A 23,649-nucleotide genomic window follows, 5' to 3' on the forward strand; every position below is an offset into this window, starting at 1 on the left:
CCAGAGTAAAGCATGAAGAAGTGGGTGGGTTTTAGGTGAGTCAGGCGACTTGCTTAACCCCCCATTTTTGTTTAGTGTCTGTTGCGTATTTTGGCGACACTTTTTGGCTTTAGGCGCCTTTTCTTAGCATTAAGCATTGTCGCCTTGCCGTTCAACCATAAAGATGACTATAACAATGAAAAAAACTGCAATCATACTTGCCTTGGCGACAGCCGGTCTGGTGTCTGGCGCTCACGCCGCAGCACCCGAGCCTTTCAAGGTACAACATCTCGTTAAAATGAATAAGCTGCATTCCAGTGCACTGTCTAATGACGGCACTAAAATCGTGTATGCAGTTAAAAAATTTGATGATAAGGGTGATGCGCAATCTGACCTTTATCTTCAGTCGCTGACCGATGGCAAGGTAAAACGCCTGACCTCGGCCAAAGGCACTGAGCATAGCGTTGCCTTTAGCGCAGACGATAAGAAGATCTACTTCCTGGCGGCGCGCGATGGCAGCTCACAGCTGTATGAGCTGGCACTCGATGGCGGCGAAGCGGTTAAGATCTCTAATCTGCCGCTGGACGTTGAAGGCTTTAAGCTGTCTCAAGATGGCGCTCAGGTCGTGATGAACATGCGTGTCTACCCTGAGTGTGACACCTTGAAGTGCACCGCCGACAAGCGAGAGCAAGAAGCCGAGCGTAAATCTACCGGCCGCGAATACAAGCAGCTGATGGTACGTCACTGGGATACCTGGGGCGATCACAGCCGCAGCCACCTGTTTGTGGCAAAACTTGATGGCAAGATGATCGACACTGCCGTGGATGTGACTAAAGGCCTGGACACCGAAACTCCGCCACTGCCATTTTCAGGCATGGAAGAGGTGACCTTTACCCCAGACGGTAAGTATGTGGTCTATAGCGCCAAGGCGCCAAGCAAGTCACAGGCTTGGGAAACCAACTACGACCTGTGGCAGGTCTCTGTGCTGGGCGGTGAGGCGAAAAACCTGACCGAGAGCAATAAGGCGTGGGACGCCCAGCCAACCTTCTCGGCCGACGGCCGTTATCTGGCGTATCTTGCCATGAGCAAGCCTGGCTTCGAGGCGGATCGTTACCGCGTCATGCTGCGTGACACTGTGACCGGCCAAGAGAAAGAAGTGGCGCCGCTGTGGGATCGCAGCCCAAGCTCGCTGACTTTCGGCGCAGATAACCGCACACTTTATGTGACGGCGCAGGACCTGGGCCAGGTGAGCATCTTCGAGGTCAACACTCAGTTTGGTGACGTGAAGACGCTGCACAACGATGGCAGCAACAGCATCCTGGGGGTGACCGGCGACAAGATCGTCTTCAACCACAAGAGTCTGGTTGAGCCGGGCGATCTCTATACCATGTCTCTCGACGGTCAGAATGTAAATCGCCTGACTGAGGTGAACAAAGATAACCTGGCCAAGATCAAGTTTGGCGAGTTTGAACAGTTCAGCTTCAAGGGCTGGAACAACGAAGAGGTCTATGGTTACTGGATCAAGCCTGCTAACTACAAGCAAGGTAAGAAGTATCCCGTTGCCTTCTTGGTACACGGTGGCCCACAAGGCTCATTCGGCAACTCATTCAGCAGCCGCTGGAACGCTCAACTTTGGGCGGGTGCCGGTTACGGTGTGGTGATGATCGATTTCCACGGTTCTACCGGTTATGGTCAAGCCTTCACCGACTCTATCTCTAAGGATTGGGGCGGCAAGCCGCTGGAAGATCTGCAGAAAGGTTTGGCTGCGGTTACTGCTCAGCAGAAATGGTTAGATGGCGATCGCGCCTGCGCCCTGGGTGGCTCATACGGCGGCTATATGATGAACTGGATCCAAGGTAACTGGAATGACGGCTTCAAGTGTCTGGTTAACCACGCGGGTCTGTTCGACATGCGCTCTATGTACTATGTGACCGAAGAGTTGTGGTTCCCTGAGTATGAGTTCGGTGGCACCTACCAGGACAACAAGGAGTTGTTCGAGAAGTTTAACCCGGTTAACTATGTCGATAACTGGCAGACACCTATGCTGGTGATCCATGGTGAGAAGGACTTCCGTGTACCTTATGGACAGGGCCTGGCGGCGTTTAGCTTCATGCAGCGCAAAGGGATCCCATCTGAATTGCTTATCTACCCAGATGAGAACCACTGGATCCTTAACCCAGACAACCTAGAGCAATGGTACGCCAACGTACTGGGCTGGATGGATCGCTGGACCAAGAAGTAAGCCGAGATTATGACTCGCAAGTTTCCGGTGATAATTTAGTCACCCGATCATAGAAAATAAAAAGCCAGAACTCAGTTCTGGCTTTTTTGTGCGTTTCTGTATCCGGATAGCGCTTGCCCTAGTCTAGTTCTCATGCGCTTTCAGAGAAAAGCGGGTAGGGTGAGCAATCGTTTGCCTATATCGCGCCCTCATTCGACAAATTTGCACATGCCTAGTCCGAGAGGTTCCCCGGTTCTGGGGCTGTAGCCAAATCGAGCGTAAAACGCTTCCTTACCGCAGGCGGCCAACAGCCCAATGGTGGCGCCGGGCAGGGCGTTGTCTGCAAGAAAACTCTCTATCTCTTGCATAATAGATCTGCCTACACCTTGGTTTTGATACTCGGGTGAGATCACTATGTCTTGCAGATAAAAATACATAGCGCCGTCGCCCACAATACGGCCGTAACCCACAAGCTTTGAGTCGATATGGGCGCAAACGTGAAAAAGCGAGTTATTCAGGCTTTGTTGAACCAGTCCAGGCTCGGGGTTTGTCCAGCCAACTGCAGTTCGCAAAGTCATGAACTCTTCGAGATCAGGTGCCCGGTTGCTTATTCTCACTTCCATCTTTCTCCTTGTGGTGTTTCCTCATCTTGCTAAAGATTTATCTCGTTGATTCATTTTATGATATTTTGTCAAACGCATTTGTAATGGGTATTTAATAGACTTAGCCCCACGACAACGAATAGCCAGTGAACCTCCTATTTTCAAAGGCTGACGCGTATGTTCCATGATGTATGCATCATCTGGGAGGCGAATCGCTTTTGCGCGTTCCATTCGAACAATCAAAACAGTGGGCCTGTAGATTTCTTTAAATAACACACCTAGTGTCAGGAGAGTTAGTCAAGATGAAAGGTAAATGTCTGTGTGGAGATGTCGAGTTTTACATAAGCGGATCTCTTCCTCATTTCTATCAGTGTCATTGTTCTTTATGTCGAAAGTTGTCTGCGTCCTCGTCAGATACCGCCACATTTCTTAATAAAGCGCAATTTACATGGATTAAGGGTGAGTCCCTTGTAAAGTCCTACATCACTGAAACCGGTTATCGTTCCGATTTCTGTAGCAAGTGCGGCAGTACAGTCCCTCACCTGATGAGTAATAAAAAACAGTATTGGATCCCTGCTGGATTACTCGATGATGCGAAAGATAGCCGTGTGGTGGCGCATCTGTTTGTTGAGTCTAAAGCCCATTGGGACATTATTGGCGACAGCGGAGCACAATTTGACGAAATGCCCGACATGGAAACCCTTAATAACGTATTGCAAAGATCTAATTGACGATCTCTTTCGGCTCGTCATTTCTCAGTAAGACCCTATCAAATTTAGCGTGTTATCTGCCTTAGCGGCAACCTGTGATGAGGCCTGAAAAATCTATGTCGCTTTCCAAAGTGGTCGGTCGAGATATGCGGCCAACTGTTTAGCGCTGGCTTCGATTTCTAACTCGCTGCCGTGATCCATCACATTGGCTCGCTCACCATCGCGAAAAACCAGATTAAGCTCATAGCTGCGGGATGACCGATTGTTAGAACGTATAGATTCACTGATGATCTGCAACGCGTAGATGTCACTGAGTCGTCCCTGGCGACTGAGATCATCTCTTTTCGCGCCATCGTAGCTTTTGCCGCAAAAATAGGTGCCTAAGGCTTTATCGAAGGTCATATGCTTCTTGCTGGAGAGCATCAAGAGACTAACCCCGATGAATAGGGCGCCGAGTATCGCCATGGCGCTGCCACCACCAGATTCACCTTCGAGAAACAGGGTGGGACTGACGATAAAAAATATCCCTAAACCAGGTAGCAAAAACATCGAATATAAAATAGTAGCCGTGACAGAGTGCTTAATAACAATCCGGCCTTGGGTCTCGACCATATCTTGTGTCTTAAAGTTTGCGCCGCCAGATTTCAGCGGATCTCAGCTGGTCTTTTGGGCGACAGGGTCATCCGTGTCAGTTAATTTTAGTTCGAACTTGTTGATTCGTATGTCCTTGATCGCGCTCATGGGCGTTTCCTTCTATGGCATTACTCCATAAGGGAAGGAGTGTAATGCTATGGGAGTATTGAGTTTGAATCTCAGTGTCGGCGTCAGTTATGACTTGTCATCTTCTATGCGGTTAGCGGCTTCTCAAGCGACAATCATTTCAAGCGACAGTCATCTCAAGCAACAGGCACTTTTAGCGACAGGCATTGCTCTCAGAGTGAGTAAACAAAGAGTCCTTTTCATCTGGTATCTCCTATCATCTATCACCTCTAAAGAAGTGCGCGCCTTGCTCGGCGCACCTGGCCAGCTTTGCTAGCAAACTTTAAAGGGGATAATTTATTTTACAATAACTTAGCACCGTCTTTGGCTGGTTGCCAATAGGTTGAATTAGAGAGAGCGTGGGAGATTTACTAAGCAAGAGCGCTGGTCGGTAGCTTGCTGTGTGATTCACCGCGAGCTCAGATATCGCTGAGCTCGCAAATGCTTAAGGGAATTCTGGGGACTTGCTTTCGATGCTGCGACGCTTAGTGTCCTGGCATGCCGTCGTTGATGCGATACCAAGAGGTGAGGCTGTATCTGTCGTGGTGCGACAGGGAGACCTCGTGGGGGAAGAGTTCGCTTAAGAAGATCACCATGGTACCGAACCTTGGCTCGACAACTTGGAATGGGGTTGTTTCGTCGCCTTCGTACATCAGTAGCTCACCGCCGTGGCTGGGTTGCCAATCTGGGTTGAGATAGAGGATGCTGGTGAGCTTGCGGTTAGTCTGGCCCCTAAAGGCGTCGAGATGACGTTTGTAGAAGGCTCCGGGTGCATAATAGGCCAGCATGGCTTCCTGGTCGAACAGGCCCAGATAGAGATAACGGTTGACGGCGAGGCGAAGCTCTTCAGACCAATCGAAATAGGCTTTGGCGAACTCTACCGACTCGTTTAACCAGCAGATCTTATCCCGGCGAATCGACTCGACGACCTGTTGGTCTTGCTGACGACCTATGGCGGCGGACTTAAAGTCTTCCTCGGCAAGTCCCGTGATGCCATCGAGCAGTTGTTGCAACATAGGCTGAGCCAAGACATTGTGCAGCACAACATAGCCATGGGTCGCAAGCCGATCGCAGATGTCGGCAAACAGGATATCTTTGAGTTCTGAATCTGATGTTGAATCTGACGTTAAGTCTAAATGTGCTGTCAATGGCTTAGGATCCTAGCGTGGGGTGAAGCCTTATAGCCTTAAGCTGACAGCCTTGCTAACTAATAATTTTTGTGGTCAAGGTAAAAAGCTTTTTCTTTATTTATTAATCTTTTAAAACAATTGGATAGGGCTGTTCTCTGGCTATGGTTAACTCTGAATGAGAGACATAAAAAAAGGTGCTCTATGAGCACCTTTTGTATTTTGGATGAGAGAGGTAATTCGCGATACTAGCGCTCGCGTGAGTCCCTCAAGCGATTAGACGGCGTCTTGATACTTCTTACCGTAGAAGCTGGCGGTGAGGATCGCCTTTAGCTCGGCAATCAATGGGTATCTTGGGTTTGCCCCGGTACATTGATCGTCGAAGGCGTCTTCGGCAAGCTCGTCGAGTTTAGCGAAGAAGTCGGCTTCGTTGACACCTGCTTCTTGGATCGAAGCCGGAATGCCAATCGTCTTCTTGAGTTCATCGATTTTTTCGAGCAACGCTTCCACTTTTTCTTCATCGCTAATGCCTTCGCCTGTCGCGCCTTTTAATTTTAGATGTTCGGCTATCTTTGCGTAACGACAAAGGGCCTTGGGTCGGTCGTACTGGCTAAAAGCGGCCTGCTTGGTCGGTAGATCGGTCGCGTTAAAGCGGATCACGTTGCTGATCAGCAGGGCGTTTGCCAAACCGTGTGCCAGGTGGAACTCGGCGCCCAGCTTGTGAGCCATAGAGTGACAGATCCCCAGGAAGGCGTTGGCGAAGGCGATGCCGGCGATGGTGGCGCCGTTATGTACCTTCTCACGGGCAACTGGAGCCTGAGCGCCCAGTGCGTAAGAGTCTGGTAGGTACTTAACTAACAGATCCAGCGCCTGCAGTGCCTGACCGTCGCTGTACTCGTTAGCCATCACGCTGACATAGGCTTCCAGCGCATGGGTAATGGCGTCGATACCCCCGAAGGCGGTAAGCGACTTTGGCATGTCCATGACCAGGTTAGGGTCAACAATCGCCATGTTGGGCGTCAGCTCATAGTCGGCAATCGGATACTTCATTCCGGTTTGCTCGTCGGTGACTACGGCAAATGGTGTCACCTCAGAACCTGTGCCTGAGGTAGTAGGAATCGCCACCATCTTGGCCTTCTTGCCCAGTTTAGGGAACTTGTAGATACGCTTACGAATATCCATGAAGCGAAGCGCCAGATCGGCAAAGTCGACTTCAGGGTGTTCATACATCACCCAGATGATCTTGGCCGCATCCATAGGTGAGCCACCGCCGAGGGCGATGATCACATCGGGCTGGAAGCTCTTGGCCACGCTGGCACCCTGGTTAACGATTGCCAGGGTTGGATCGGCCTCTACTTCGTAGAAGACTTCGGTTTCCAGACCCTGAGACTTTAAGATCTTGATGGTCTCGTCACAGTAGCCGTTATTAAACAGATACTTGTCGGTAACGATCAGGGCGCGTCTCTTATCGCTTAACTCTTCGAGGGCGATAGGCAAGCTGCCGCGGCGGAAATAGATAGAGGAGGGGAGTTTATGCCACAACATATTTTCGGCTCGCTTAGCGACAGTTTTCTTATTGATCAGGTGGCTAGGACCTACGTTTTCTGAGATGGAGTTACCGCCCCATGAGCCACAGCCCAGGGTGAGCGAAGGCGCCAACTTGAAGTTGTAGAGATCGCCGATGCCGCCTTGTGAGGCCGGGGTGTTGATCAGAATACGAGCCGTCTTCATTCTAAAACCGAAAGTTCTTACCCGCTCTGTCTGAGTATCTTGGTCCGTATAGAGGCCAGATGTATGGCCTATGCCGCCCAGTGTCACTAAGGCTTCGGCCTTGCCCAGCGCGTCGTCGAAATCGCTGGCGCGGTACATGGCCAGTAGCGGAGAGAGCTTCTCGTGGGCGAAGGCCTCGCTTTCGCTGATCTCGGTTGCCTGACCAATCAGCACCTTCGTGCTGGCGGGCACCTTGATGTTGGCCATGGCCGCTATAGTCGCCGCGCTTTGGCCTACGATGTCGGCGTTGAGCGCACCATTTTTAAGGATCACCTTCTGCATCGCCTTGGCTTCTTTGCTTGAAAGTATGTAGCCGCCATGGCTGGCGAAACGCTCCTTGACCGCGTCATATACGGCGTCGACCACGACCACGGCCTGCTCTGAGGCACACACCACGCCGTTATCGAAGGTCTTTGACATCAGGATTGAGCTGACCGCGCGCTTGATGTCGGCAGTCTCGTCGATAACGATAGGCGTGTTACCTGCGCCGACACCGATTGCTGGCTTGCCTGAAGAGTAGGCCGCCTTCACCATACCAGGGCCTCCAGTGGCCAGGATCAGGTTGATCTTGTCATGGGTCATCAGTTGGTTAGACAGGGCCACGCTGGGCTCATCGATCCAGCCGATGATATCTTTCGGCGCGCCGGCTTCAACTGCGGCCTCAAGCACCAGGCGAGCGGCGGTAGTGGTCGATACCTTGGCTCTTGGGTGCGGCGAGAAGATGATGCCGTTACGAGTCTTGAGGCTGATCAGCGCCTTGAAGATAGCGGTAGACGTTGGGTTGGTTGTTGGCACTATGCCGCAGATGAGGCCAACGGGCTCGGCGATGGTGATGGTGCCGAAGGTTGGGTCTTCCTCGAGGATGCCACAGGTCTTGTCATCCTTATACTTGTTGTAGATGTATTCGGAGGCGAAGTGGTTCTTGATCACCTTGTCTTCCAGTACACCCATACCGGTTTCGTTGGCCGCCATCTTGGCCAGGGAGATACGGGCATCGGCCGCGGCCAGGGCGGCGGCGCGGAAGATTTTATCGACCTGCTCCTGACTAAAGTTGGCAAATTGTGCCTGGGCCTTGGCGACCCGTTCGACCAGTTGGTCGAGTTCCTGTTGGTTGCTAACAGTCATAATAAGATCCTTGGAAAAAAATTTAGCGAAAATTGGTTTTGGCTAAATTCTCTTGATGAAACAAAATTACACTCTTGGCGGGGTGGTAACCGTGATCGGCGCCGCAAAACCGCCTGTTAATGTAATAAAATGACATTGTGAGCACAATGTGACGGCTTTCACTGGATTAATTTTAGTCGGGTAAAAATAGAATATTTAAGTCAAAGTTGTGAATTGTGATAGAAAATCTCGTTTTTCCACGGAAGAGACATACTGTACAGTAAGCGTTTTTCAACCATACTGCTTTTTAACCGACTATAACGTCACTTGAGGAGATGACATTGGATTTAACACTTTATGTTAAATTTTTTCTTGGCTTGGTAGCGATAATCAACCCCATAGGTTTGCTGCCCGTGTTTGTGAGTCTGACCAGTCACCAGACAGAAGCGGAGCGCAACCATACCGGCAAGGTCGCCAACTTTGCCGTGGTGGTGATCCTGCTTGTGACCATCATCGCCGGCCAGCATATCCTCAACATGTTTAGTATCTCGCTGTCGGCGTTCAGAATTGCCGGCGGCACCCTGATCGCCATCATCGCCATGTCCATGCTGCAAGGTAAGCTGGGCGAGGTGAAGCGTAACCAGGAAGAAGACAGGGAGGCGTCGGGCATGGAGTCGGTTGCCGTAGTGCCTCTAGCCTTGCCGCTGATGGCCGGCCCCGGCGCGATCAGTTCGGTGATCGTCTCGGCGGCGCAGCACAACACCTTTAGCGACCTTATTGGCATGTCGATCACTGTGGTGATCTTCGGCCTCACCAGCTTCACCCTGTTTCGTATGGCACCGGTGATTTTCAAGCTGCTGGGTAAGACGGGCATTAACGTGATCACCCGTCTCATGGGTCTGTTGATGCTCTCTATCGGTATCGAGGTGATGGCGGCCGGTTTCAAGGGCTTGTTTCCCAGCCTGATCGGCAGCTAGCCAGTTTTTGAAAAGGCTCTGGATAAGAAAAACGCGCCTGGTGCGCGTTTTTTTATGCCTATTTCCTTAGTGTCTCTTGGCGTTGGGCTTACTGCAGATCGATCAGGGATCCCGCCTTGGCACTAAACAGATGTTGGTGCAGGCGGGCGGCAAACTCATCTGTCATTCCCGAGATGTAGTCGGCGATCACCCGGTTGCAGTTGCCTTCTTGCTGGGCCATCTGTTGCCAGCGCTCCTGGGTATTGAGGGGTAACAGACGCTCGGGATCCGAGGCGAAGGCCTCGAACAGCTCCATCACTATCTGCTGGCCCTTATATTCCAGCATCTGGATCTCGGGTTTGCGGATCACCCGCTTATAGACAAACTGCTTAAGCACATGGAGCGCCTCGGCGAAGGGGGGCTCCAGGCGGGCGTTATATCTGAGTAGCGGCTCGATAAAATTGGGGTTTTCATCGATCAAGATGGCGGTGACGAAACCGTTAACCAGTGTACCTATGGCGTCTTTGCGCAGGTGATTTTCCAGCGCAAACAGCTTATCGCCTATGGTAGCGAACTCCTTGGCAATCCATTCATCGTCGCTGCCCGCTAGCAGGCTGGCCACATCTTGCTGCCACATGGCCTGGGTGACGATTCCCATGACGATGGCATCTTCGAGATCGTGAATGGCATAGGCGGTATCGTCTGCGAGCTCCATGATGGAGCAGTCGAGCGACTTATACCGGGTGCGTTTGTGTTGATCTCTTTCTCCGGGCTCTGCCGAGACGAATCGCTCTCTATCTTGGGTCGATAGCGGCTCGAGCACCCAGTCGAGCACAGGCTTGTCCTCAAAGAAGATCCCTTTAACCGGACGCCACTGGCTGGGCTTAAGTTGACGATAGCTGTCGACCTCTGGCCTTGGCTGGGACTGATACAGTTCATTGTGGCTGGCGGGATACTTGAGGATCCCCAGCAAGGTGCGCCGGGTGAGGTTCATGCCAAAGTGTTGGGTATAAGGCTCGAGCGCGGTGAGGATCCTGAAGGTTTGTCCGTTGCCCTCGAAGCCGCCGTCGCTGCGCATCATATAGTTGAGTGCGACCTCACCGCCGTGGCCAAAGGGGGGATGGCCTATGTCGTGGGCCAGGCAGAGGGATTCTATCAGGCTCATGGAGTCGAGCAGATGATGCAGATCCGGGTATTTCTGTTTGAGCTGGGCGCAGATCCCTGTGCCTATCTGCGAAACCTCCAGCGAGTGGGTGAGGCGGGTGCGATAGAAGTCGTTCATGCCGACCCCCAGTACCTGGGTCTTGGCCTGCAAACGTCTGAAGGCGGCCGAGTGTAGAATGCGGGCGCGATCGCGCTGATAGGGGCTGCGGTGGTCGTTGCGCCTGAGTTTCTCTTCGCCCAAGCGTCTTTCATGCCAGATGGCTGATGTCATATGCTTTCCTCTTTGCCAGACATTGCCGCTATAGCAGGCGATTGATCTCGTCGAGATTTAGCTCGAAGCTGGGAATAAAGGTATCGATAAAATATTTTACCGCCGGATCCGGATTTTTGCTTAAGGATTCGGTGAGGCGGCGCTTGGCGGTATTGAACTCGTGGTTGCCGGCCGTCTGCTCCTCCAGGCATTTGAGGTAGGCGCACAGGGTATCGGCGGATTTCACCAGCTGTTTGTACTCCTCGTCGGCCTGATCGCTCAGTAAAAGGTCCCGGTAATCTTCTTGAAACTCCTCGGGCACCATCTCCAGCAGCCTGCGCTCGGCAATCGCCTCTATCTTCTTGTACTCGGCTTCGATCTCCTTGTTGAAATATTTGACTGGAGTGGGCAGATCGCCGGTGAGGATCTCGCTGGCGTCGTGAAATATTGCCAGGGTGGCGGCGCGCTCCGGGCTGAGCTGTTTGTTGAATTTCTTGTTGGCTATGATGGCTAATGCGTGGGCCACCATGGCGACCTGTAACGAATGTTCCTGTACGTTTTCCGGGCGGACGTTGTACATGAGCGGCCAGCGTTGGATCAACTTCATCCTGGCCAGGTGGGCGAACAAATGACTCATACTGCTATCCCTGTTGCTAAGTTGCTTTAACAGTAACACAGGGCAAGTAAATAGAAACAGGGCCTTAAAAATAAAAAAAGCGATCCTGAGATCGCCTTTTCTTTGCTAAGTTGCCGCTAGATAGCTTATTGGCTGTAGCTGGTGAGGAAGTCACCGAACTCCACCAGTGCCTTGTGCAGATCTTCCTTGTGGGGCAGGAAGACGACTCTGAGATGATCCGGCTCTGGCCAGTTAAAGGCGGTGCCTTGTACCAGTAGGATCTTCTTCTCTTTGAGTAGATCCAGCACCAAGCGCTCGTCATCCCTCAGGTTGAACTTCTTGGCGTCGAGCTTAGGGAAGGCGTAAAGCGCGCCCTTAGGTTTTTTACAGCTTACGCCTGGGATCTGATTGAGTAGCTCATAGCAAGTATTACGCTGCAGCGTGAGTCTTCCCTCGGGTGCCACCAGCTCGTTGATGCTCTGATAGCCGCCGAGCGCGGTCTGAATCGCGTGCTGATTGGGGACATTGGAGCACAGACGCATAGAGGCCAGCATGTCCAAGCCTTCTATATAGCTCTTGGCAGCCTTGAGGTTACCCGAGAGCATCATCCAACCGACTCGAAAGCCCGCGGCGCGGTATGACTTGGAGAGACCATTGAAGGTGACGGTCAGAATGTCGTCCGACAGGGTCGCCGCTGGAATGTGTACGGCACCATCATACAAGATCTTGTCGTAGATCTCGTCGGCAAACAATATGATGTCGTGCTGACGGCACAGCTCGATGATCTCCAGCAGTAACTCGCGGGAATAAACGGCGCCGGTTGGGTTGTTGGGGTTGATCAGTACTATGCCGCGGGTACGGCTGCTAATCTTGGATTTAATATCGTCGAGATCGGGAAACCAATCTGATTCTTCGTCGCAGCGATAGTGCTGCGCCTTGCCGCCTGAGAGGTGTACCGCCGCCGTCCACAGGGGATAGTCGGGTGAGGGTACCAGCACCTCATCGTCGCTGTTCAGCAGGCCCTGCATCGCCATTACGATTAGTTCCGACACGCCGTTGCCTATATAGATATCCTCGATATCGACGCCAAATAGCCCCAGGCTCTGGTAGTGCTGCACGATCGCCTTGCGCGCGGAGAACAGCCCCTTGGACTCGCTGTAGCCCTGGGCGCTGGGCAGGTTGAGGATCACGTCGCGCACTATCTCTTCCGGGGCTTCGAAACCGAAGGGGGCCGGGTTACCTATGTTGAGCTTTAGGATGCGATGGCCTTCATCTTCCAGGCGCCTGGCTTCCTTATGGACAGGCCCGCGGATGTCGTAACAGACGGTGTCGAGTTTATTGGATTTAATGATAGGGCGCATCGAAACCTCGTGATAGCCGGTAAAGAAAAAAGCTGATTGTGTCAAAGCTCGTAAGTTATCGAACAATAACGAAAAAAAGTACTGTTTAAAAGGGGCTTTGCCGCAATTCAGGAAATATTTTTAGAGGAAAATGCTGAATAGCTTATTTGTTAAAAATAAAATTGGAGTTTTATTCTGGCATGTTTGCTGTTGGCAGTTATTGTCACTGCTTTTGTCAGCTTAAGGCACAAAAAAGCCAGCGAATTACGCTGGCTTTTATTATCGAGTTAACGGCTTGTTTAAGCGCGCTTCTTGAACTCGTGTGTACGAGTGTCGATCTCGATTAGGTCGCCAGTCTTAACGAAGTCTGCAACGCTCAGGGTTGCACCACCAGCGATAGTAGCAGGCTTCATGACTTTACCTGAGGTGTCGCCGCGAGCTGAAGGCTCTGTGTAGGTCACTTCACGTACAACTGTGGTTGGCAGTTCAACAGAGATTGCCTTACCTTCGTAGAAAGTTACCTGGCACTGTTCTTCCATACCGTCAACGATGTAAGCCGCTGCATCGCCTAGGTTGTCGGCTTCAACGTCGTACTGGTTGTATTCGGCATCCATGAAGACATACATAGGATCGGCGAAGTAAGAATAAGTACAATCAAGACGGTCTAGAATGATATCTTCCATCTTGTCTTCACCCTTAAAGGTGGTTTCGGTAGATGATTCTTGAAGTAGGTTCTTCAGTTTCATCTTAACGATAGCCGCGTTACGGCCTGAACGAGTTGTTTCAGTCTTTTGAACAACCCATGGGCTGCCATCTAACATGATCACGTTACCTGGACGGATTTCATGAGCAGTTTTCATTTCTCTATTTCCTATATTTTAGGGTGTTTCTATTTCAACGCAGTATCTTAGCTATTTTTAACGAATTGAACTAGTCGTGTTGCAAGATCTGCATCATTTAATGCTTCATTCGGCCAATTTTGTGCGTGTTGCGTGAGGGCCAAATGCGCGTGATCCACTTGTTGCCACAGGGAAAGCAGGCTTTCCTGCTCGCCTTGATTAAAGCCGATATTGAGCTTTTTCCAGGCGCCGGCGATTTCTGGGGCCAGATTATGACAATAAAGTGCCATAAAGGCTTCTAATTTTATCAGGTGATAGTCTTCTTCCTGGGGATAGATATGCCAGATAAAGGGTTTCGCCGCCCATTGGGCGCGCAGGAAAGAGTCTTCACCACGCACTATGTTGAAGTCACAGCTCCACAGCAGGCGATCGTAACCCTGCTGATCTGTCATCGGCAACAGATGAATGGTCAGCTTGCCATGGTGAAAACGACTTCCCGGCGTCAATGCCTGCTGCTGGTCGACGAAGGCTTCCAGGCTATTGAGACTGCGGCCGATAGGCACTAACAAATGCACTCGCCTTTCACCATCTTGCCAATGGCGGCATAGGGCCTCGAGACTTTCGGTTTCATAGCTAAACAGGCTGATGACGGTATCTCGCTCATCGATGCCGCTTAGGCCCAGTGTCTCAAAATAGCCTTGTCGCTCCTTGTTCTCCTGCCACGCTTGACGGCGCTCCAGCAGATCCACTTCGCAGATGAGGCCGCCAGTCTTTTCTGTAAAGCCAGGAAAATAAAACTGCTTCTTCAGGCCACTGCGCTGCAATGAGGGGAGGCCGTGGCAGCCCTCGACCCAATCTTCGGCGCTCAGATACTCAAGGTTTAGCCAGACGGGCACCTTGTCGCCGCCTTGATGTAGCTCGGCTATCTTATCGAGCACTTCGGGGGGCAGTTCACAGGCAAACGCCTCGATAAGCACCTCGCCCGGCAGATACTCTTGGCTCAGTGGCACGTCCCACCGTTTGATGCAGACGCCCTCGAAGTTTTGGTTAGTACATAAAGGGTCCAGCTTTGGCAAGATATGACCAAAGCTGGCTAAGTCGTCCACCCATAGGGTGACGGCCAATCCATATTCCTTCGCTAACTGTTTGGCCAGACGCCAGGTGACGCCGATATCGCCATAGTTATCGACGACGGCGCAGAAGATATCCCAGTGGTTGGCGTGTGTTTGACTCTGCATGGGGTTAGCTAGCTTGTTTCTCTGGTATCTCGGGTGAGTCGTTAACTTTGTTTGTCTCGCAAAGGTAAGGATGTCGTTTTATATCAGGGCTAAAAAAAAGCGGCTATTCGCCGCTTTTATGCTGATGTGGCCGGGAGATTAGTCTTCCAGCTCAGCCAGGCACATCTCTTCATAGATCTGTTTAACCCAGGCATCGACACGCTCTTCGGTAAGCTCTGGTTGACGATCTTCGTCGATACCCAGACCTACGAAATGTTTGTCGTCGGCCAGACCTTTTGAGGCTTCGAAGTCGTAGCCGTCGGTTGGCCAGTGACCGATAACCACGGCGCCGCGCGCTTCAACGATCTCGTTAACCATGCCCATGGCATCGAGGAAATACTCGGCGTAATCTTCCTGGTCGCCACATCCGAAGATAGCGACTAGCTTACCGTCGAAATCGATCTGTTCTAATTCAGGGAAGAAATCGTCCCAATCGCATTGGGCTTCACCGTAATACCAGGTCGGGATACCGAATAGCAGCAGATCATATTCTGCAATCTGTTCTTTGGTACTCTTAGCGATATCCTTAACGTCGACCATCTTCTTACCCAGTTTCTTCTGGATCATCTTGGCGACGGCTTCGGTATTACCTGTATCACTGCCGAAAAAAAGACCTACAGTTGCCATTGTCTTTCCTTTATCTAGTTCACTGACGTTTGTTTCAATACCACTTAAGATCAGCTTCTGACCTGCTTAAGCAGTATCGATTCGATTAATTGGCTGCGGCTGATGTTACTGGCCAAAGCCTTTTCATTCAAGGCGTCGTATAAATCTTGTGACACCTTTAACTCTATTCGTTTTAATCCTGCGGCTCTGTCGCGCTGGATCTGATTTCGCTTATTGACCTTTAGTTGTTGCTCCCGGGGAAGGGGATTGCTGCGAGGGCGTCCTCGGCGTTTCTCCGTTGCAAACAGGTCTATCGTTGTTCTGTCTGAAGATTCTTTTGCCATCGAATGTTCATTTAACCTATGCCAGAGCTCTCCCAGGAGAGTTGGATCAAGCCCTTAGCTATAAACCCGGCACAGCCGAGAAATAATACTAACCAAACAATATAGCGGCCAAATTTAGGGACATTTCCCTGTTTGAGCACGTCATGTATTGCCATACCAATAAAGAAAAATATCGCCGCAAAAAACAGGTTTAAGCCAACTGCCTCTATCTGTTCCATATACTGAGATAACATGCTGCGTTCCCTCAGGCTAAAAAAAGAGGCGCGAATATACCATAGTTAAGTGATATCTGCTACACGCTTTACAGACAAGATTCAGTCATTTTCTGCGATAAACTCGGCGACGATGCGATTGAAAATAGCCGGTTTTTGTGCGTGTAACCAATGACCTGTGCCGGCCAGTGACTTGGCCTGGATCTTAGGGAACTGAGACAGGAATGCCTGACGGTGCGCCGCGGTGACATAATCTGAATCGGCGCCGCGAATGCAGAGGCTAGGGCCTGTGTAGGTTTTATCTGCCAGCGGCCAACCGATCAGGTGCTCATAGCTGGATTTCAGTCCGGCCAGGTTCATCTTCCAGGCAAAGCCTTGCTCATCCTTGGTGAGGTTTTTCAAAAGAAACAGCGCCGTACCTTCATCAATGCCGGCACCGAGCAGCTGCTTTTGCGCATCTGCGCGGTTAGCCAGCGCGCTAAGGTCCAGGTTGCTTAGGCCTGCAAACACGGTCTGATGCCTGGGCTGATAGGCGACGGGCGCGATATCTGCCGCGACCAGACTCTTGACGCGATCGCCATAAAGCAGGGCCGTCGCCATGGCGATCTTGCCGCCCATAGAGTGGCCGACCAGGTGCGCCGATCCCAGCTCAAGCTCATCCATCAAACCAATTACGGCCTCGGCCAACATGGGATAATCCATGTTGGGCCAGTGTGGGCTGAGGCCATGGTTTGGCACGTCGATGCGGATCACCTGATGATCTTCGAGTGCATTGCCTAAGGTTTTTAGGTTATCCAGGTTGCCAAACAGGCCGTGGATAAGGATAACCGGGCTACCTTGTCCCGATTGGGTGTAATTCAAGCTGGTCATGGAAAGGCTGGTCTTGGAAAATTAAGCGTAGAAATCATTGCCCAAATTGTGCCTGTAAATCGCTGTAAAAGACAGCATTAAGCGCGATCGCGCCATTCCCTGACGGGTTTTTGCGCACTTGAGGCGTAATTTATTGATCTTGTAACCAAGTTGTGGATTTTTAATGCGATCGCTCTTTATTCCTGTGGGAAAGATAGCATACACTTGAACGGATCTGGCATCAGTTGCTGCGGATCGCGTTCGCGATAACAATAACCTAATTACCTTTACCGTCTAAGGAAGATTCTAGTCATGAAATATATTGAGATTGATGAAGAGCTATATCGCCATATTGCCAGCAAGACAGAGCGCATAGGAGAGAGTGCTTCAGAGATCCTGCGACGATTACTCGGCCTAGACGTAGAGACGGTTGCCATGGAGCAGCCCAAGCAGATCAGCCAGCCAGGCCTGGATAAAGAGGTGGCGCAATCTCACCAGGCTGCGAGTATCGACCCTGAGACCTTGATCGACAAGGGGGCACTGGCCCAGCAAAAAGGCGCCGTTGGCCGTTTCCTGTTTACCTTAGAGGCTATCTATAAGGCGACGCCTAATCAGTTTGACCAGGTGCTGCAGATCCAGGGGCGCGATCGTCTCTATTTTGCGACCTCTAAAGAGTCACTACTCAAGGCCAGCAAGTCGGCCAACCCGAAAGAGATTGGTAACAGTGGCTTCTGGGTCACCACCAACAACAACACGGCGAAGAAGCGCACCATCCTAAGCGAAGTATTAGGTCAGTTCGGCGTGCAAGAAAAACAGATTGAATCCATTATCGGTCATATTTAAGTGAGATACTGAGGCTCAATCTACCCGACACTTAGGAGTACATTTTGACGCTACACGAGCGAGCCGGTAAACCGGCACAACAAAGGGACTTGGTTAATATTCCTAAACTGATGAGCCACTACTATCGGCTCTCACCGGATGTGACCAATGATGCGCAGAAGGTCACATTCGGCACCTCGGGCCACAGAGGCTGTGCCTTTAATAAGAGTTTCAACGAGAAGCACATCTTGGCGATTGTGCAGGCGGTGGTGGATCACCGCATCGAGGCTGGTATCAAGGGTCCGATGATCGTCGGTATCGACACCCATGCACTGTCTCAGGCCGCTTACGTCACTGCCCTCGAGGTATTGACCGCCAATGGCGTGCAGGTGATTGTCGCCAAGAACGATGAGTATACCCCGACCCCAGTGGTGTCCCATGCCATCATAGCGGCGAACAGAGTGCAGGGGGCAGGGCTTACCTATGGGCTTACCGACGGCCTTATCATCACGCCATCTCACAATCCGCCTCAAGACGGTGGCATCAAATACAATCCTCCCCATGGCGGACCCGCCGAAGGCGGCATCACGGCCTGGGTCGAGCAGCGTGCTAACGAGTATCTGGCCAAGCAGCTAGAAGGGGTTAAGCGCCTGACCTATTCAGTAGCGGTTACGACCAGTCTTATTCAAGAGTGCGACCTGATGGCGGCTTATGTCGAGGATCTCGAGCAGGTGATCGACATGCAGGCCATTAAGCAGGCCGGTATTCGTATCGGCGTCGACCCCCTCGGCGGCTCAGGAATTCACTATTGGGCCAAGATTGCCGAGCGCTATGGACTGGATATTACCCTGGTGAACGATCGCATCGATCCCGCCTTTGGTTTTATGCCCCTGGATAAGGATGGCAAGATCCGTATGGACTGCTCATCGCCCTATGCCATGGCGGGTCTGCTGGCTCATCAGGATGCCTTCGATATCTGCGTCGGTAACGATCCCGATTACGACAGACACGGTATCGTCTGCCCAGGCAGCGGTCTGATGAATCCTAACCATTATCTGGCGGTGGCTATCGAGTATCTCTTGTCCCATCGCCCGCAGTGGTCGGCCGATCTTAAGATAGGTAAGACCCTGGTCTCCAGCGCCATGATAGACAAGGTGTGCCGTGAGCAGTCGCGCAGCCTCTGTGAGGTGCCGGTTGGCTTTAAATGGTTTGTCGATGGCCTGGCCGATGCCAGCTTCGCCTTCGGCGGCGAAGAGAGTGCCGGCGCCGCCTTCCTACGCCGTGACGGCGGCAGTTGGTGTACCGATAAAGATGGTTTCATCCTGGCGCTGCTGGCGGCAGAGATTCTGGCGGTAACAGGTAAGACGCCTGCTAAGCTTTATGCCGAAATGGTCGAGCGTCACGGCGAGAGCTTCTACAAACGAATCGACTCCCCGGTTAACCCTAAGCGTAAGGCTAAGTTTAATCAGTTGGTGAGCGAGCCCCTGAATGTCAGCGATCTTGGCTGTGAAGCCATGGCGGGAGATGCCATCCTTGAGGTGCTGACCCATGCCCCGGGCAATGGCGCGGCTATCGGCGGCATCAAGGTGGTTACCGAAAAAGCCTGGTTCGCCGCGCGCCCATCGGGCACAGAGGCGTTGTTTAAGCTCTATGGCGAAAGCTTTGTCAGCGAGGCGCATCTCGAGAGGGTGCTGGAGCAGGCCCAGCAGATGATAGAGCGGCTGTTGGCCTAATCGAAGTTTGGCCAAACTTGCTCTGGTCTAACTTGCTCTTGACTAAACCTTGGTCGGTTACTCCATAGCAGCTTAATACTTAGACAAAATAAAAAAGCCAGTGAATCACTGGCTTTTTTTGTGGGCGCAACTTGCATCGGCTGCATGTAAAACTCGGTGCTAGTAGGTGAGGTGACAGCTAGGCAAGTTGTTCTTTTCCAGATAGTTCTGATGATACTCCTCCGCCTTATGGAAGGTGAGTACTGGGACTATCTCAGTCACTATGGGTCTTAGCCCCCATTTACCGCTGCGGGCGAGAGCTAACTTTGAAGCTTCGGCCTGTTCCTTCTGCGTTTTGTCGTGGAAGAAGATGGCGCTGCGATACTGGCTACCGATATCGCCGCCCTGCATATTGAGCATGGTGGGATTATGGTTACTCCAGAACACGGCCAGCAGATCGTCGAAGCTCACCTTGGTCTCGTCAAACTCGACCTGTACCACCTCGGCGTGCCCGGTTGTGCCCGTCTTAACCTCTTTATAGGTGGTCGCCTTGTCGTCACCGCCCATATAGCCACAGGTGGCAGAGGTAACGCCGTCTATCTGCTTGAAAAAATACTCTACGCCCCAGAAACAGCCTGCGCCAAATGTTGCTAATGCCATGTACGACCTCTTCTCGATTAACGCTTATCTATCTTTTGTTCATCTAGATAACGAATTATCTAGTGTCTAAATTATCTAACGAATCGTCTAGCGCAGTTAATTTTATACGTTTAGATGGCTAGACGGCTTTATTCTGTATTATCTGATTAACGAATGCAACAGGGAAAATATGCGGCGATCGACTGGCCCGCGTGGTCGTCGACTCGCTTAAGTGTTACTATGCTGGCCAACTGATAATAATGCTAATAAATCCAAGGAGTCGCTATCTTTCAGGCCTACAAGGTGGGCGCTGTGGTAGTGATGCAGTAAGGAGTTTGCAGTGCAAGACACCCTGATGTTGTCGAAAGACTTTTTGCAATTGACACTAGACAATCCTGTCGGCCTCGAGGCGTTTGAATTTACCCTAGGGCAACACACACAGGTGTCGGTATGGGATACCGGCGTCATCCAATTTGAGCCGCTCGTTGCGCATGAAGCTAATCAAGAGAGCGAGCAAGATGGAAAGGAAGATGCGCTTAAGAGTATAGTGCTCTCGTCGGCGGTTCATGGTAACGAGACGGCGCCAATCGAGCTGTGTGATCAGCTTATTACCGCGCTGCTGTCTGAGACGCTGATCGCCCGTCATCGGGTGCTGTTTTTAATCGGTAACCCCCCAGCTATCATAAACGGTACCCGTTTCGTTGAAGAGAACCTCAATCGTCTCTTCAGCGGCGCCCATGCCAAGGGGGAGAGCAATGCCGAGCGGGTCCGTGCTAAGAAGCTGGAGCAGTATGTGGATCGCTTCTTCAACGCTGCTCCAGAAGGCGGCAGTCGTTATCACTACGACCTGCACACGGCAATTCGCGCCTCTAAGCATGAGAAGTTTGCCATCTACCCTTATCCCCATGGCGAGCCCTATAGCAGTGAGCAGATCATGTTCCTGGCCGCTTGTGGCATCAACACAGTGCTGTTCCACCACGAACCTACGACCACCTTTAGTTACTTCTCGGCCCACGGTTATCAGGCCCACGCCTTTACCATAGAGCTTGGCAAGGTGATGCCCATGGGGCAGAACGATATGACGCGCTTTATCGCGGTGAAAGAGATGTTGACCCGTCTGGTAAGCGGCAGGGACCTAGAGCTCGGAGAGTTTGACCCGAGCCAGGTGAATCTTTACCAGGTTAATCGCTCAATCAACAAGCAGTTTGACGACTTTAGCTTTACCTTTGCCGACGACGTAGAGAATTTTACGGCGTTTCCAAGAGGTTATATATTGGCTAAGGATGGCGGGACTGAGATTAAGGTCGAGGCCGAGTCTGAGTCCATCGTGTTTCCCAACGCCAATGTACCGGTTGGCCAGCGCACTGTGCTGTGTTTAGTGCCTGCCAAAGATTATCGCGTGGTTTAGGCTCTGGCTTGTAAAGCTAGCGATACATGGGTGAGGGTAGCTAGTTGTTAGCCGCGCCCCGTGATAGCTTGCTAGGTAGTTTACGTTAACGTAACTTTAAGGCCGCGTCATAATAGAGAATAGTGAACAACTTAGGCTGTTCGCAGTCAGATAACAAGAATACTCAGCTGATAAGAGAATAGTATGAGCAACGCAACGAGCAATACAGAGACTGTCCATCGCGTCAGTTTTCTCGATAAGGATTCATTATCTATCCCGATCCTGAAGATCCTTCAAGCCGACGGTACCACCTTTGAAAATGCTGTGTTACCCGTGATCGATCAGGATTTGGCTGCCAAAATTTATGATACTTGTGTGTTCACACGAGTACTCGATGAGCGCATGTTAGCCGCTCAGCGTCAGGGACGGATCAGCTTCTACATGACCTGTACCGGTGAGGAAGCCGCCGTGGTCGGCAGTGTCGCCGCCCTGGATCAGGACGATGTTATTTTAGCTCAGTACCGTGAACACGCGGCGATCCGCTATCGTGGCTTCACCACTGAGCAGTTTATGAACCAGATGTTCAGTAACGAGAAAGATCTGGGTAAGGGCCGTCAGATGCCGATCCACTACGGCTGTGAGGCGCTCAATTACCAGACCATCTCATCACCGTTGGCTACTCAGATCCCACAGGCAACGGGTGTTGGCTATAGCCTCAAGATGCAGGGCAAACGTAACGTTGCTATCTGCTACTTCGGTGAAGGGGCCGCCTCAGAGGGCGATTTCCATGCCGGTCTCAACATGGCCGCCGTGCTGAACTCTCCAGTTATCTTCTTCTGTCGTAACAATGGTTACGCCATCTCGACCCCAACCAACGAACAGTTTGCCGGTAACGGTATCGCCAGTCGTGGTCTGGGTTATGGCATGCACACCATTCGCGTGGACGGTAACGACATGCTGGCAGTGATGGCAGCGACCCAGCAGGCGAGAGCCTATGCGCTGGAGCACAACAAGCCTGTGCTGATTGAAGCCATGACCTATCGTCTTGGCGCTCACTCCTCTTCGGACGATCCATCTGGCTACCGTTCTAAGGATGAAGAGGCCAAGTGGCAGCAGCATGATCCGGTTAAGCGTTTCAAGCTGTGGTTGATCAACAAGGGCTGGCTTGCCGAGAGCGACGATGCGGCCCTGTATGAGAAGTACCGTGAAGAGGTACTGGCCGCGGTGAAGGTTGCCGAGAAGCTACCTGCACCTAAGATCGACGAGATCATCGAAGATGTCCTCGATGAGCCGACGCCTAGGCTCAAGCAGCAGCTGACCGAGCTTAAGCAGCACATCAAGAAATATCCTGATTCCTATCCACGCAGTGCAGGGAGAGATTAAATCGTGGCAAAGATTAATATGTTACAAGCCATCAACGATGCCTTGACCATTGCGATGGAAACCGACGACAAGGCGGTGATCTTCGGCGAAGACGTTGGCCATTTTGGCGGCGTATTCCGCGCCACCTCTGGCCTGCAGGATAAGTTTGGTCGCGATCGTTGTTTCAACACCCCGCTGACAGAGCAGGGTATCGCTGGTTTTGCCAACGGTCTGGCATCTAATGGCATGACGGCCATTGCCGAGATCCAGTTTGCCGACTATATCTTCCCGGCGTTCGATCAGATAGTAAACGAGTCAGCCAAGTTCAGATACCGCAGCGGTAACGAGTTTAATGTGGGTGGTATCACCTACCGTACCCCTTATGGTGGCGGCATCGCCGGTGGTCACTACCACTCGCAATCGCCAGAAGCGTATTTCACTCAGACACCGGGCTTAAAGGTGGTCGTGCCCCGTAACGCCTATCAGGCTAAGGGCCTGCTGCTTGCCTCGATTCGTGACAAGAACCCTGTGGTCTTCTTCGAGCCTAAGCGTCTCTACCGCGCCAGCGTGGGCGAGGTGCCGGATGAAGCCTATGAGATTGAGCTAGGCAAGGCCGAAGTGGTTCAGGAAGGCACAGACATTACCGTGCTGGCCTGGGGCGCTCAGATGGAGATCGTCGAAGAGGCGGCTAAGATGGCGGCCAAGAAGGGGATCTCTTGTGAGATTATCGACCTGCGTACACTCGCGCCTTGGGACGTCGATACCGTTGCGGCATCAGTGAAGAAGACCGGACGCTTGGTGATCAACCATGAAGCGCCGCTGACCGGTGGCTTTGCCGGCGAGATCGCCGCGACTATCCAGCAGGAGTGTTTCCTCTATCTGGAATCGCCGATTAGCCGTGTGTGTGGTCTGGATACCCCATATCCGCTGATCCATGAGAAAGAATATATGCCTGATGCGCTCAAGACCTTTGAAGCGATCAAAGCATCGATGAAATACTAG

General features: G+C 51.8%; 23 protein-coding genes. 9 read left to right on the forward strand and 14 right to left on the reverse strand.

Annotated elements, in window-relative coordinates; translation table 11 throughout:
* The first annotated feature begins 175 nt into the window (after positions 1 to 175).
* Entirely contained in the window at positions 176 to 2,221 is a 2,046-nt protein-coding gene (locus K0J45_RS09730) for a dipeptidyl-peptidase 5 (protein WP_220045121.1), read from the forward strand.
* Between the two features lie 188 nt (positions 2,222 to 2,409).
* Here the strand turns inward: K0J45_RS09730 and K0J45_RS09735 are convergent, their stop codons facing one another.
* A complete protein-coding gene (locus tag K0J45_RS09735; protein WP_220045122.1) occupies positions 2,410 to 2,823 on the reverse strand; it encodes a GNAT family N-acetyltransferase in 414 nt (137 codons plus the stop codon).
* Positions 2,824 to 3,104: 281 nt separating this feature from the next.
* On the opposite strand from K0J45_RS09735, the gene K0J45_RS09740 reads away from it, so the two are divergent.
* Entirely contained in the window at positions 3,105 to 3,533 is a 429-nt protein-coding gene (locus K0J45_RS09740) for a GFA family protein (RefSeq protein WP_220045123.1), read from the forward strand.
* Positions 3,534 to 3,626: 93 nt separating this feature from the next.
* On the opposite strand, the gene K0J45_RS09745 is transcribed toward K0J45_RS09740, so the two are convergent.
* On the reverse strand, positions 3,627 to 4,124 hold the full coding sequence (locus tag K0J45_RS09745) for a hypothetical protein (protein ID WP_220045124.1): 498 nt from the start codon (positions 4,122 to 4,124) through the stop codon (positions 3,627 to 3,629).
* A 178-nt stretch (positions 4,125 to 4,302) separates the two neighbouring features.
* Between K0J45_RS09745 and K0J45_RS09750 the strand changes: the two genes are divergently transcribed.
* Positions 4,303 to 4,548, forward strand: coding sequence for a hypothetical protein (locus K0J45_RS09750; RefSeq protein ID WP_220045125.1), 246 nt, complete (start codon positions 4,303 to 4,305; stop codon positions 4,546 to 4,548).
* A 208-nt stretch (positions 4,549 to 4,756) separates the two neighbouring features.
* Here K0J45_RS09750 and K0J45_RS09755 read toward each other — a convergent pair whose 3' ends face one another.
* Together K0J45_RS09755 and adhE are read right to left on the reverse strand one after the other, a co-directional pair.
* Positions 4,757 to 5,419, reverse strand: a complete 663-nt coding sequence (locus K0J45_RS09755) for a 2OG-Fe(II) oxygenase (protein WP_220045126.1) — start codon at positions 5,417 to 5,419, stop codon at positions 4,757 to 4,759.
* Positions 5,420 to 5,674: 255 nt separating this feature from the next.
* Positions 5,675 to 8,293 (reverse strand): bifunctional acetaldehyde-CoA/alcohol dehydrogenase, encoded by a 2,619-nt coding sequence (gene adhE, locus K0J45_RS09760; protein WP_220045127.1) that lies wholly within the window; start codon positions 8,291 to 8,293, stop codon positions 5,675 to 5,677.
* Positions 8,294 to 8,613: 320 nt separating this feature from the next.
* Here adhE and K0J45_RS09765 point away from each other — a divergent pair, with 320 nt between their 5' ends.
* The gene (locus tag K0J45_RS09765) at positions 8,614 to 9,249 is read left to right on the forward strand and encodes a YchE family NAAT transporter (protein WP_041406624.1); all 636 of its coding nucleotides are present in this window, start codon (positions 8,614 to 8,616) and stop codon (positions 9,247 to 9,249) included.
* Between the two features lie 88 nt (positions 9,250 to 9,337).
* Here K0J45_RS09765 and K0J45_RS09770 read toward each other — a convergent pair whose 3' ends face one another.
* From K0J45_RS09770 to K0J45_RS09810, 9 genes are all read right to left on the reverse strand, one after another.
* Positions 9,338 to 10,663, reverse strand: coding sequence for an anti-phage deoxyguanosine triphosphatase (locus K0J45_RS09770; protein WP_220045128.1), 1,326 nt, complete (start codon positions 10,661 to 10,663; stop codon positions 9,338 to 9,340).
* A gap of 28 nt (positions 10,664 to 10,691) precedes the next feature.
* Positions 10,692 to 11,279, reverse strand: a complete 588-nt coding sequence (gene yfbR, locus K0J45_RS09775) for a 5'-deoxynucleotidase (protein WP_011865711.1) — start codon at positions 11,277 to 11,279, stop codon at positions 10,692 to 10,694.
* A gap of 125 nt (positions 11,280 to 11,404) precedes the next feature.
* Entirely contained in the window at positions 11,405 to 12,619 is a 1,215-nt protein-coding gene (locus tag K0J45_RS09780) for a pyridoxal phosphate-dependent aminotransferase (protein WP_011865712.1), read from the reverse strand.
* Positions 12,620 to 12,897: 278 nt separating this feature from the next.
* Positions 12,898 to 13,458, reverse strand: coding sequence for an elongation factor P (efp, locus tag K0J45_RS09785; protein ID WP_011865713.1), 561 nt, complete (start codon positions 13,456 to 13,458; stop codon positions 12,898 to 12,900).
* A gap of 47 nt (positions 13,459 to 13,505) precedes the next feature.
* Positions 13,506 to 14,675, reverse strand: a complete 1,170-nt coding sequence (gene earP / locus K0J45_RS09790; RefSeq protein ID WP_220045129.1) for an elongation factor P maturation arginine rhamnosyltransferase EarP — start codon at positions 14,673 to 14,675, stop codon at positions 13,506 to 13,508.
* A 138-nt stretch (positions 14,676 to 14,813) separates the two neighbouring features.
* On the reverse strand, positions 14,814 to 15,341 hold the full coding sequence (gene fldA, locus K0J45_RS09795) for a flavodoxin FldA (protein ID WP_033538427.1): 528 nt from the start codon (positions 15,339 to 15,341) through the stop codon (positions 14,814 to 14,816).
* 50 nt (positions 15,342 to 15,391) lie between these two features.
* On the reverse strand, positions 15,392 to 15,664 hold the full coding sequence (ybfE, locus tag K0J45_RS09800; RefSeq protein ID WP_011865716.1) for a LexA regulated protein: 273 nt from the start codon (positions 15,662 to 15,664) through the stop codon (positions 15,392 to 15,394).
* 11 nt (positions 15,665 to 15,675) lie between these two features.
* Complete coding sequence (locus K0J45_RS09805) at positions 15,676 to 15,897, reverse strand: DUF2788 domain-containing protein (RefSeq protein ID WP_011865717.1); 222 nt, start codon at positions 15,895 to 15,897, stop codon at positions 15,676 to 15,678.
* An 81-nt stretch (positions 15,898 to 15,978) separates the two neighbouring features.
* Positions 15,979 to 16,737, reverse strand: a complete 759-nt coding sequence (locus K0J45_RS09810) for an alpha/beta fold hydrolase (protein WP_491572541.1) — start codon at positions 16,735 to 16,737, stop codon at positions 15,979 to 15,981.
* A 300-nt stretch (positions 16,738 to 17,037) separates the two neighbouring features.
* Between K0J45_RS09810 and seqA the strand changes: the two genes are divergently transcribed.
* A complete protein-coding gene (gene seqA, locus K0J45_RS09815) occupies positions 17,038 to 17,568 on the forward strand; it encodes a replication initiation negative regulator SeqA (protein ID WP_220045131.1) in 531 nt (176 codons plus the stop codon).
* Between the two features lie 44 nt (positions 17,569 to 17,612).
* Positions 17,613 to 19,280, forward strand: a complete 1,668-nt coding sequence (gene pgm / locus K0J45_RS09820) for a phosphoglucomutase (alpha-D-glucose-1,6-bisphosphate-dependent) (protein WP_220045132.1) — start codon at positions 17,613 to 17,615, stop codon at positions 19,278 to 19,280.
* A gap of 159 nt (positions 19,281 to 19,439) precedes the next feature.
* Here pgm and msrA read toward each other — a convergent pair whose 3' ends face one another.
* Positions 19,440 to 19,919 (reverse strand): peptide-methionine (S)-S-oxide reductase MsrA, encoded by a 480-nt coding sequence (gene msrA, locus K0J45_RS09825; RefSeq protein WP_011865721.1) that lies wholly within the window; start codon positions 19,917 to 19,919, stop codon positions 19,440 to 19,442.
* A 334-nt stretch (positions 19,920 to 20,253) separates the two neighbouring features.
* Between msrA and astE the strand changes: the two genes are divergently transcribed.
* The 3 genes from astE (at position 20,254) to K0J45_RS09840 (ending at position 23,649) form a co-directional block, all read left to right on the forward strand.
* Positions 20,254 to 21,306, forward strand: a complete 1,053-nt coding sequence (gene astE, locus K0J45_RS09830; protein ID WP_434086962.1) for a succinylglutamate desuccinylase — start codon at positions 20,254 to 20,256, stop codon at positions 21,304 to 21,306.
* Positions 21,307 to 21,489: 183 nt separating this feature from the next.
* On the forward strand, positions 21,490 to 22,668 hold the full coding sequence (locus tag K0J45_RS09835; RefSeq protein ID WP_220045134.1) for a thiamine pyrophosphate-dependent dehydrogenase E1 component subunit alpha: 1,179 nt from the start codon (positions 21,490 to 21,492) through the stop codon (positions 22,666 to 22,668).
* A gap of 3 nt (positions 22,669 to 22,671) precedes the next feature.
* Positions 22,672 to 23,649, forward strand: a complete 978-nt coding sequence (locus tag K0J45_RS09840; RefSeq protein ID WP_220045135.1) for an alpha-ketoacid dehydrogenase subunit beta — start codon at positions 22,672 to 22,674, stop codon at positions 23,647 to 23,649.

The organism is Shewanella alkalitolerans (assembly GCF_019457575.1).
GTDB classification, from domain to species: Bacteria; Pseudomonadota; Gammaproteobacteria; order Enterobacterales; family Shewanellaceae; genus Shewanella; species Shewanella loihica.

What these genes read in the sequence shown, in the direction of transcription:
- K0J45_RS09730 (WP_220045121.1), top strand. Translation starts at nt 176, where the DNA reads ATGAAAAAAACTGCAATCATACTTGCCTTGGCGACAGCCGGTCTGGTG.
- K0J45_RS09735 (WP_220045122.1), bottom strand. Translation starts at nt 2,823, where the DNA reads ATGGAAGTGAGAATAAGCAACCGGGCACCTGATCTCGAAGAGTTCATG.
- K0J45_RS09740 (WP_220045123.1), top strand. Translation starts at nt 3,105, where the DNA reads ATGAAAGGTAAATGTCTGTGTGGAGATGTCGAGTTTTACATAAGCGGA.
- K0J45_RS09745 (WP_220045124.1), bottom strand. Translation starts at nt 4,124, where the DNA reads ATGGTCGAGACCCAAGGCCGGATTGTTATTAAGCACTCTGTCACGGCT.
- K0J45_RS09750 (WP_220045125.1), top strand. Translation starts at nt 4,303, where the DNA reads ATGGGAGTATTGAGTTTGAATCTCAGTGTCGGCGTCAGTTATGACTTG.
- adhE (WP_220045127.1), bottom strand. Translation starts at nt 8,293, where the DNA reads ATGACTGTTAGCAACCAACAGGAACTCGACCAACTGGTCGAACGGGTC.
- K0J45_RS09770 (WP_220045128.1), bottom strand. Translation starts at nt 10,663, where the DNA reads ATGACATCAGCCATCTGGCATGAAAGACGCTTGGGCGAAGAGAAACTC.
- yfbR (WP_011865711.1), bottom strand. Translation starts at nt 11,279, where the DNA reads ATGAGTCATTTGTTCGCCCACCTGGCCAGGATGAAGTTGATCCAACGC.
- K0J45_RS09780 (WP_011865712.1), bottom strand. Translation starts at nt 12,619, where the DNA reads ATGCGCCCTATCATTAAATCCAATAAACTCGACACCGTCTGTTACGAC.
- efp (WP_011865713.1), bottom strand. Translation starts at nt 13,458, where the DNA reads ATGAAAACTGCTCATGAAATCCGTCCAGGTAACGTGATCATGTTAGAT.
- earP (WP_220045129.1), bottom strand. Translation starts at nt 14,675, where the DNA reads ATGCAGAGTCAAACACACGCCAACCACTGGGATATCTTCTGCGCCGTC.
- fldA (WP_033538427.1), bottom strand. Translation starts at nt 15,341, where the DNA reads ATGGCAACTGTAGGTCTTTTTTTCGGCAGTGATACAGGTAATACCGAA.
- ybfE (WP_011865716.1), bottom strand. Translation starts at nt 15,664, where the DNA reads ATGGCAAAAGAATCTTCAGACAGAACAACGATAGACCTGTTTGCAACG.
- K0J45_RS09805 (WP_011865717.1), bottom strand. Translation starts at nt 15,897, where the DNA reads ATGTTATCTCAGTATATGGAACAGATAGAGGCAGTTGGCTTAAACCTG.
- seqA (WP_220045131.1), top strand. Translation starts at nt 17,038, where the DNA reads ATGAAATATATTGAGATTGATGAAGAGCTATATCGCCATATTGCCAGC.
- msrA (WP_011865721.1), bottom strand. Translation starts at nt 19,919, where the DNA reads ATGGCATTAGCAACATTTGGCGCAGGCTGTTTCTGGGGCGTAGAGTAT.
- astE (WP_434086962.1), top strand. Translation starts at nt 20,254, where the DNA reads ATGTTGTCGAAAGACTTTTTGCAATTGACACTAGACAATCCTGTCGGC.
- K0J45_RS09835 (WP_220045134.1), top strand. Translation starts at nt 21,490, where the DNA reads ATGAGCAACGCAACGAGCAATACAGAGACTGTCCATCGCGTCAGTTTT.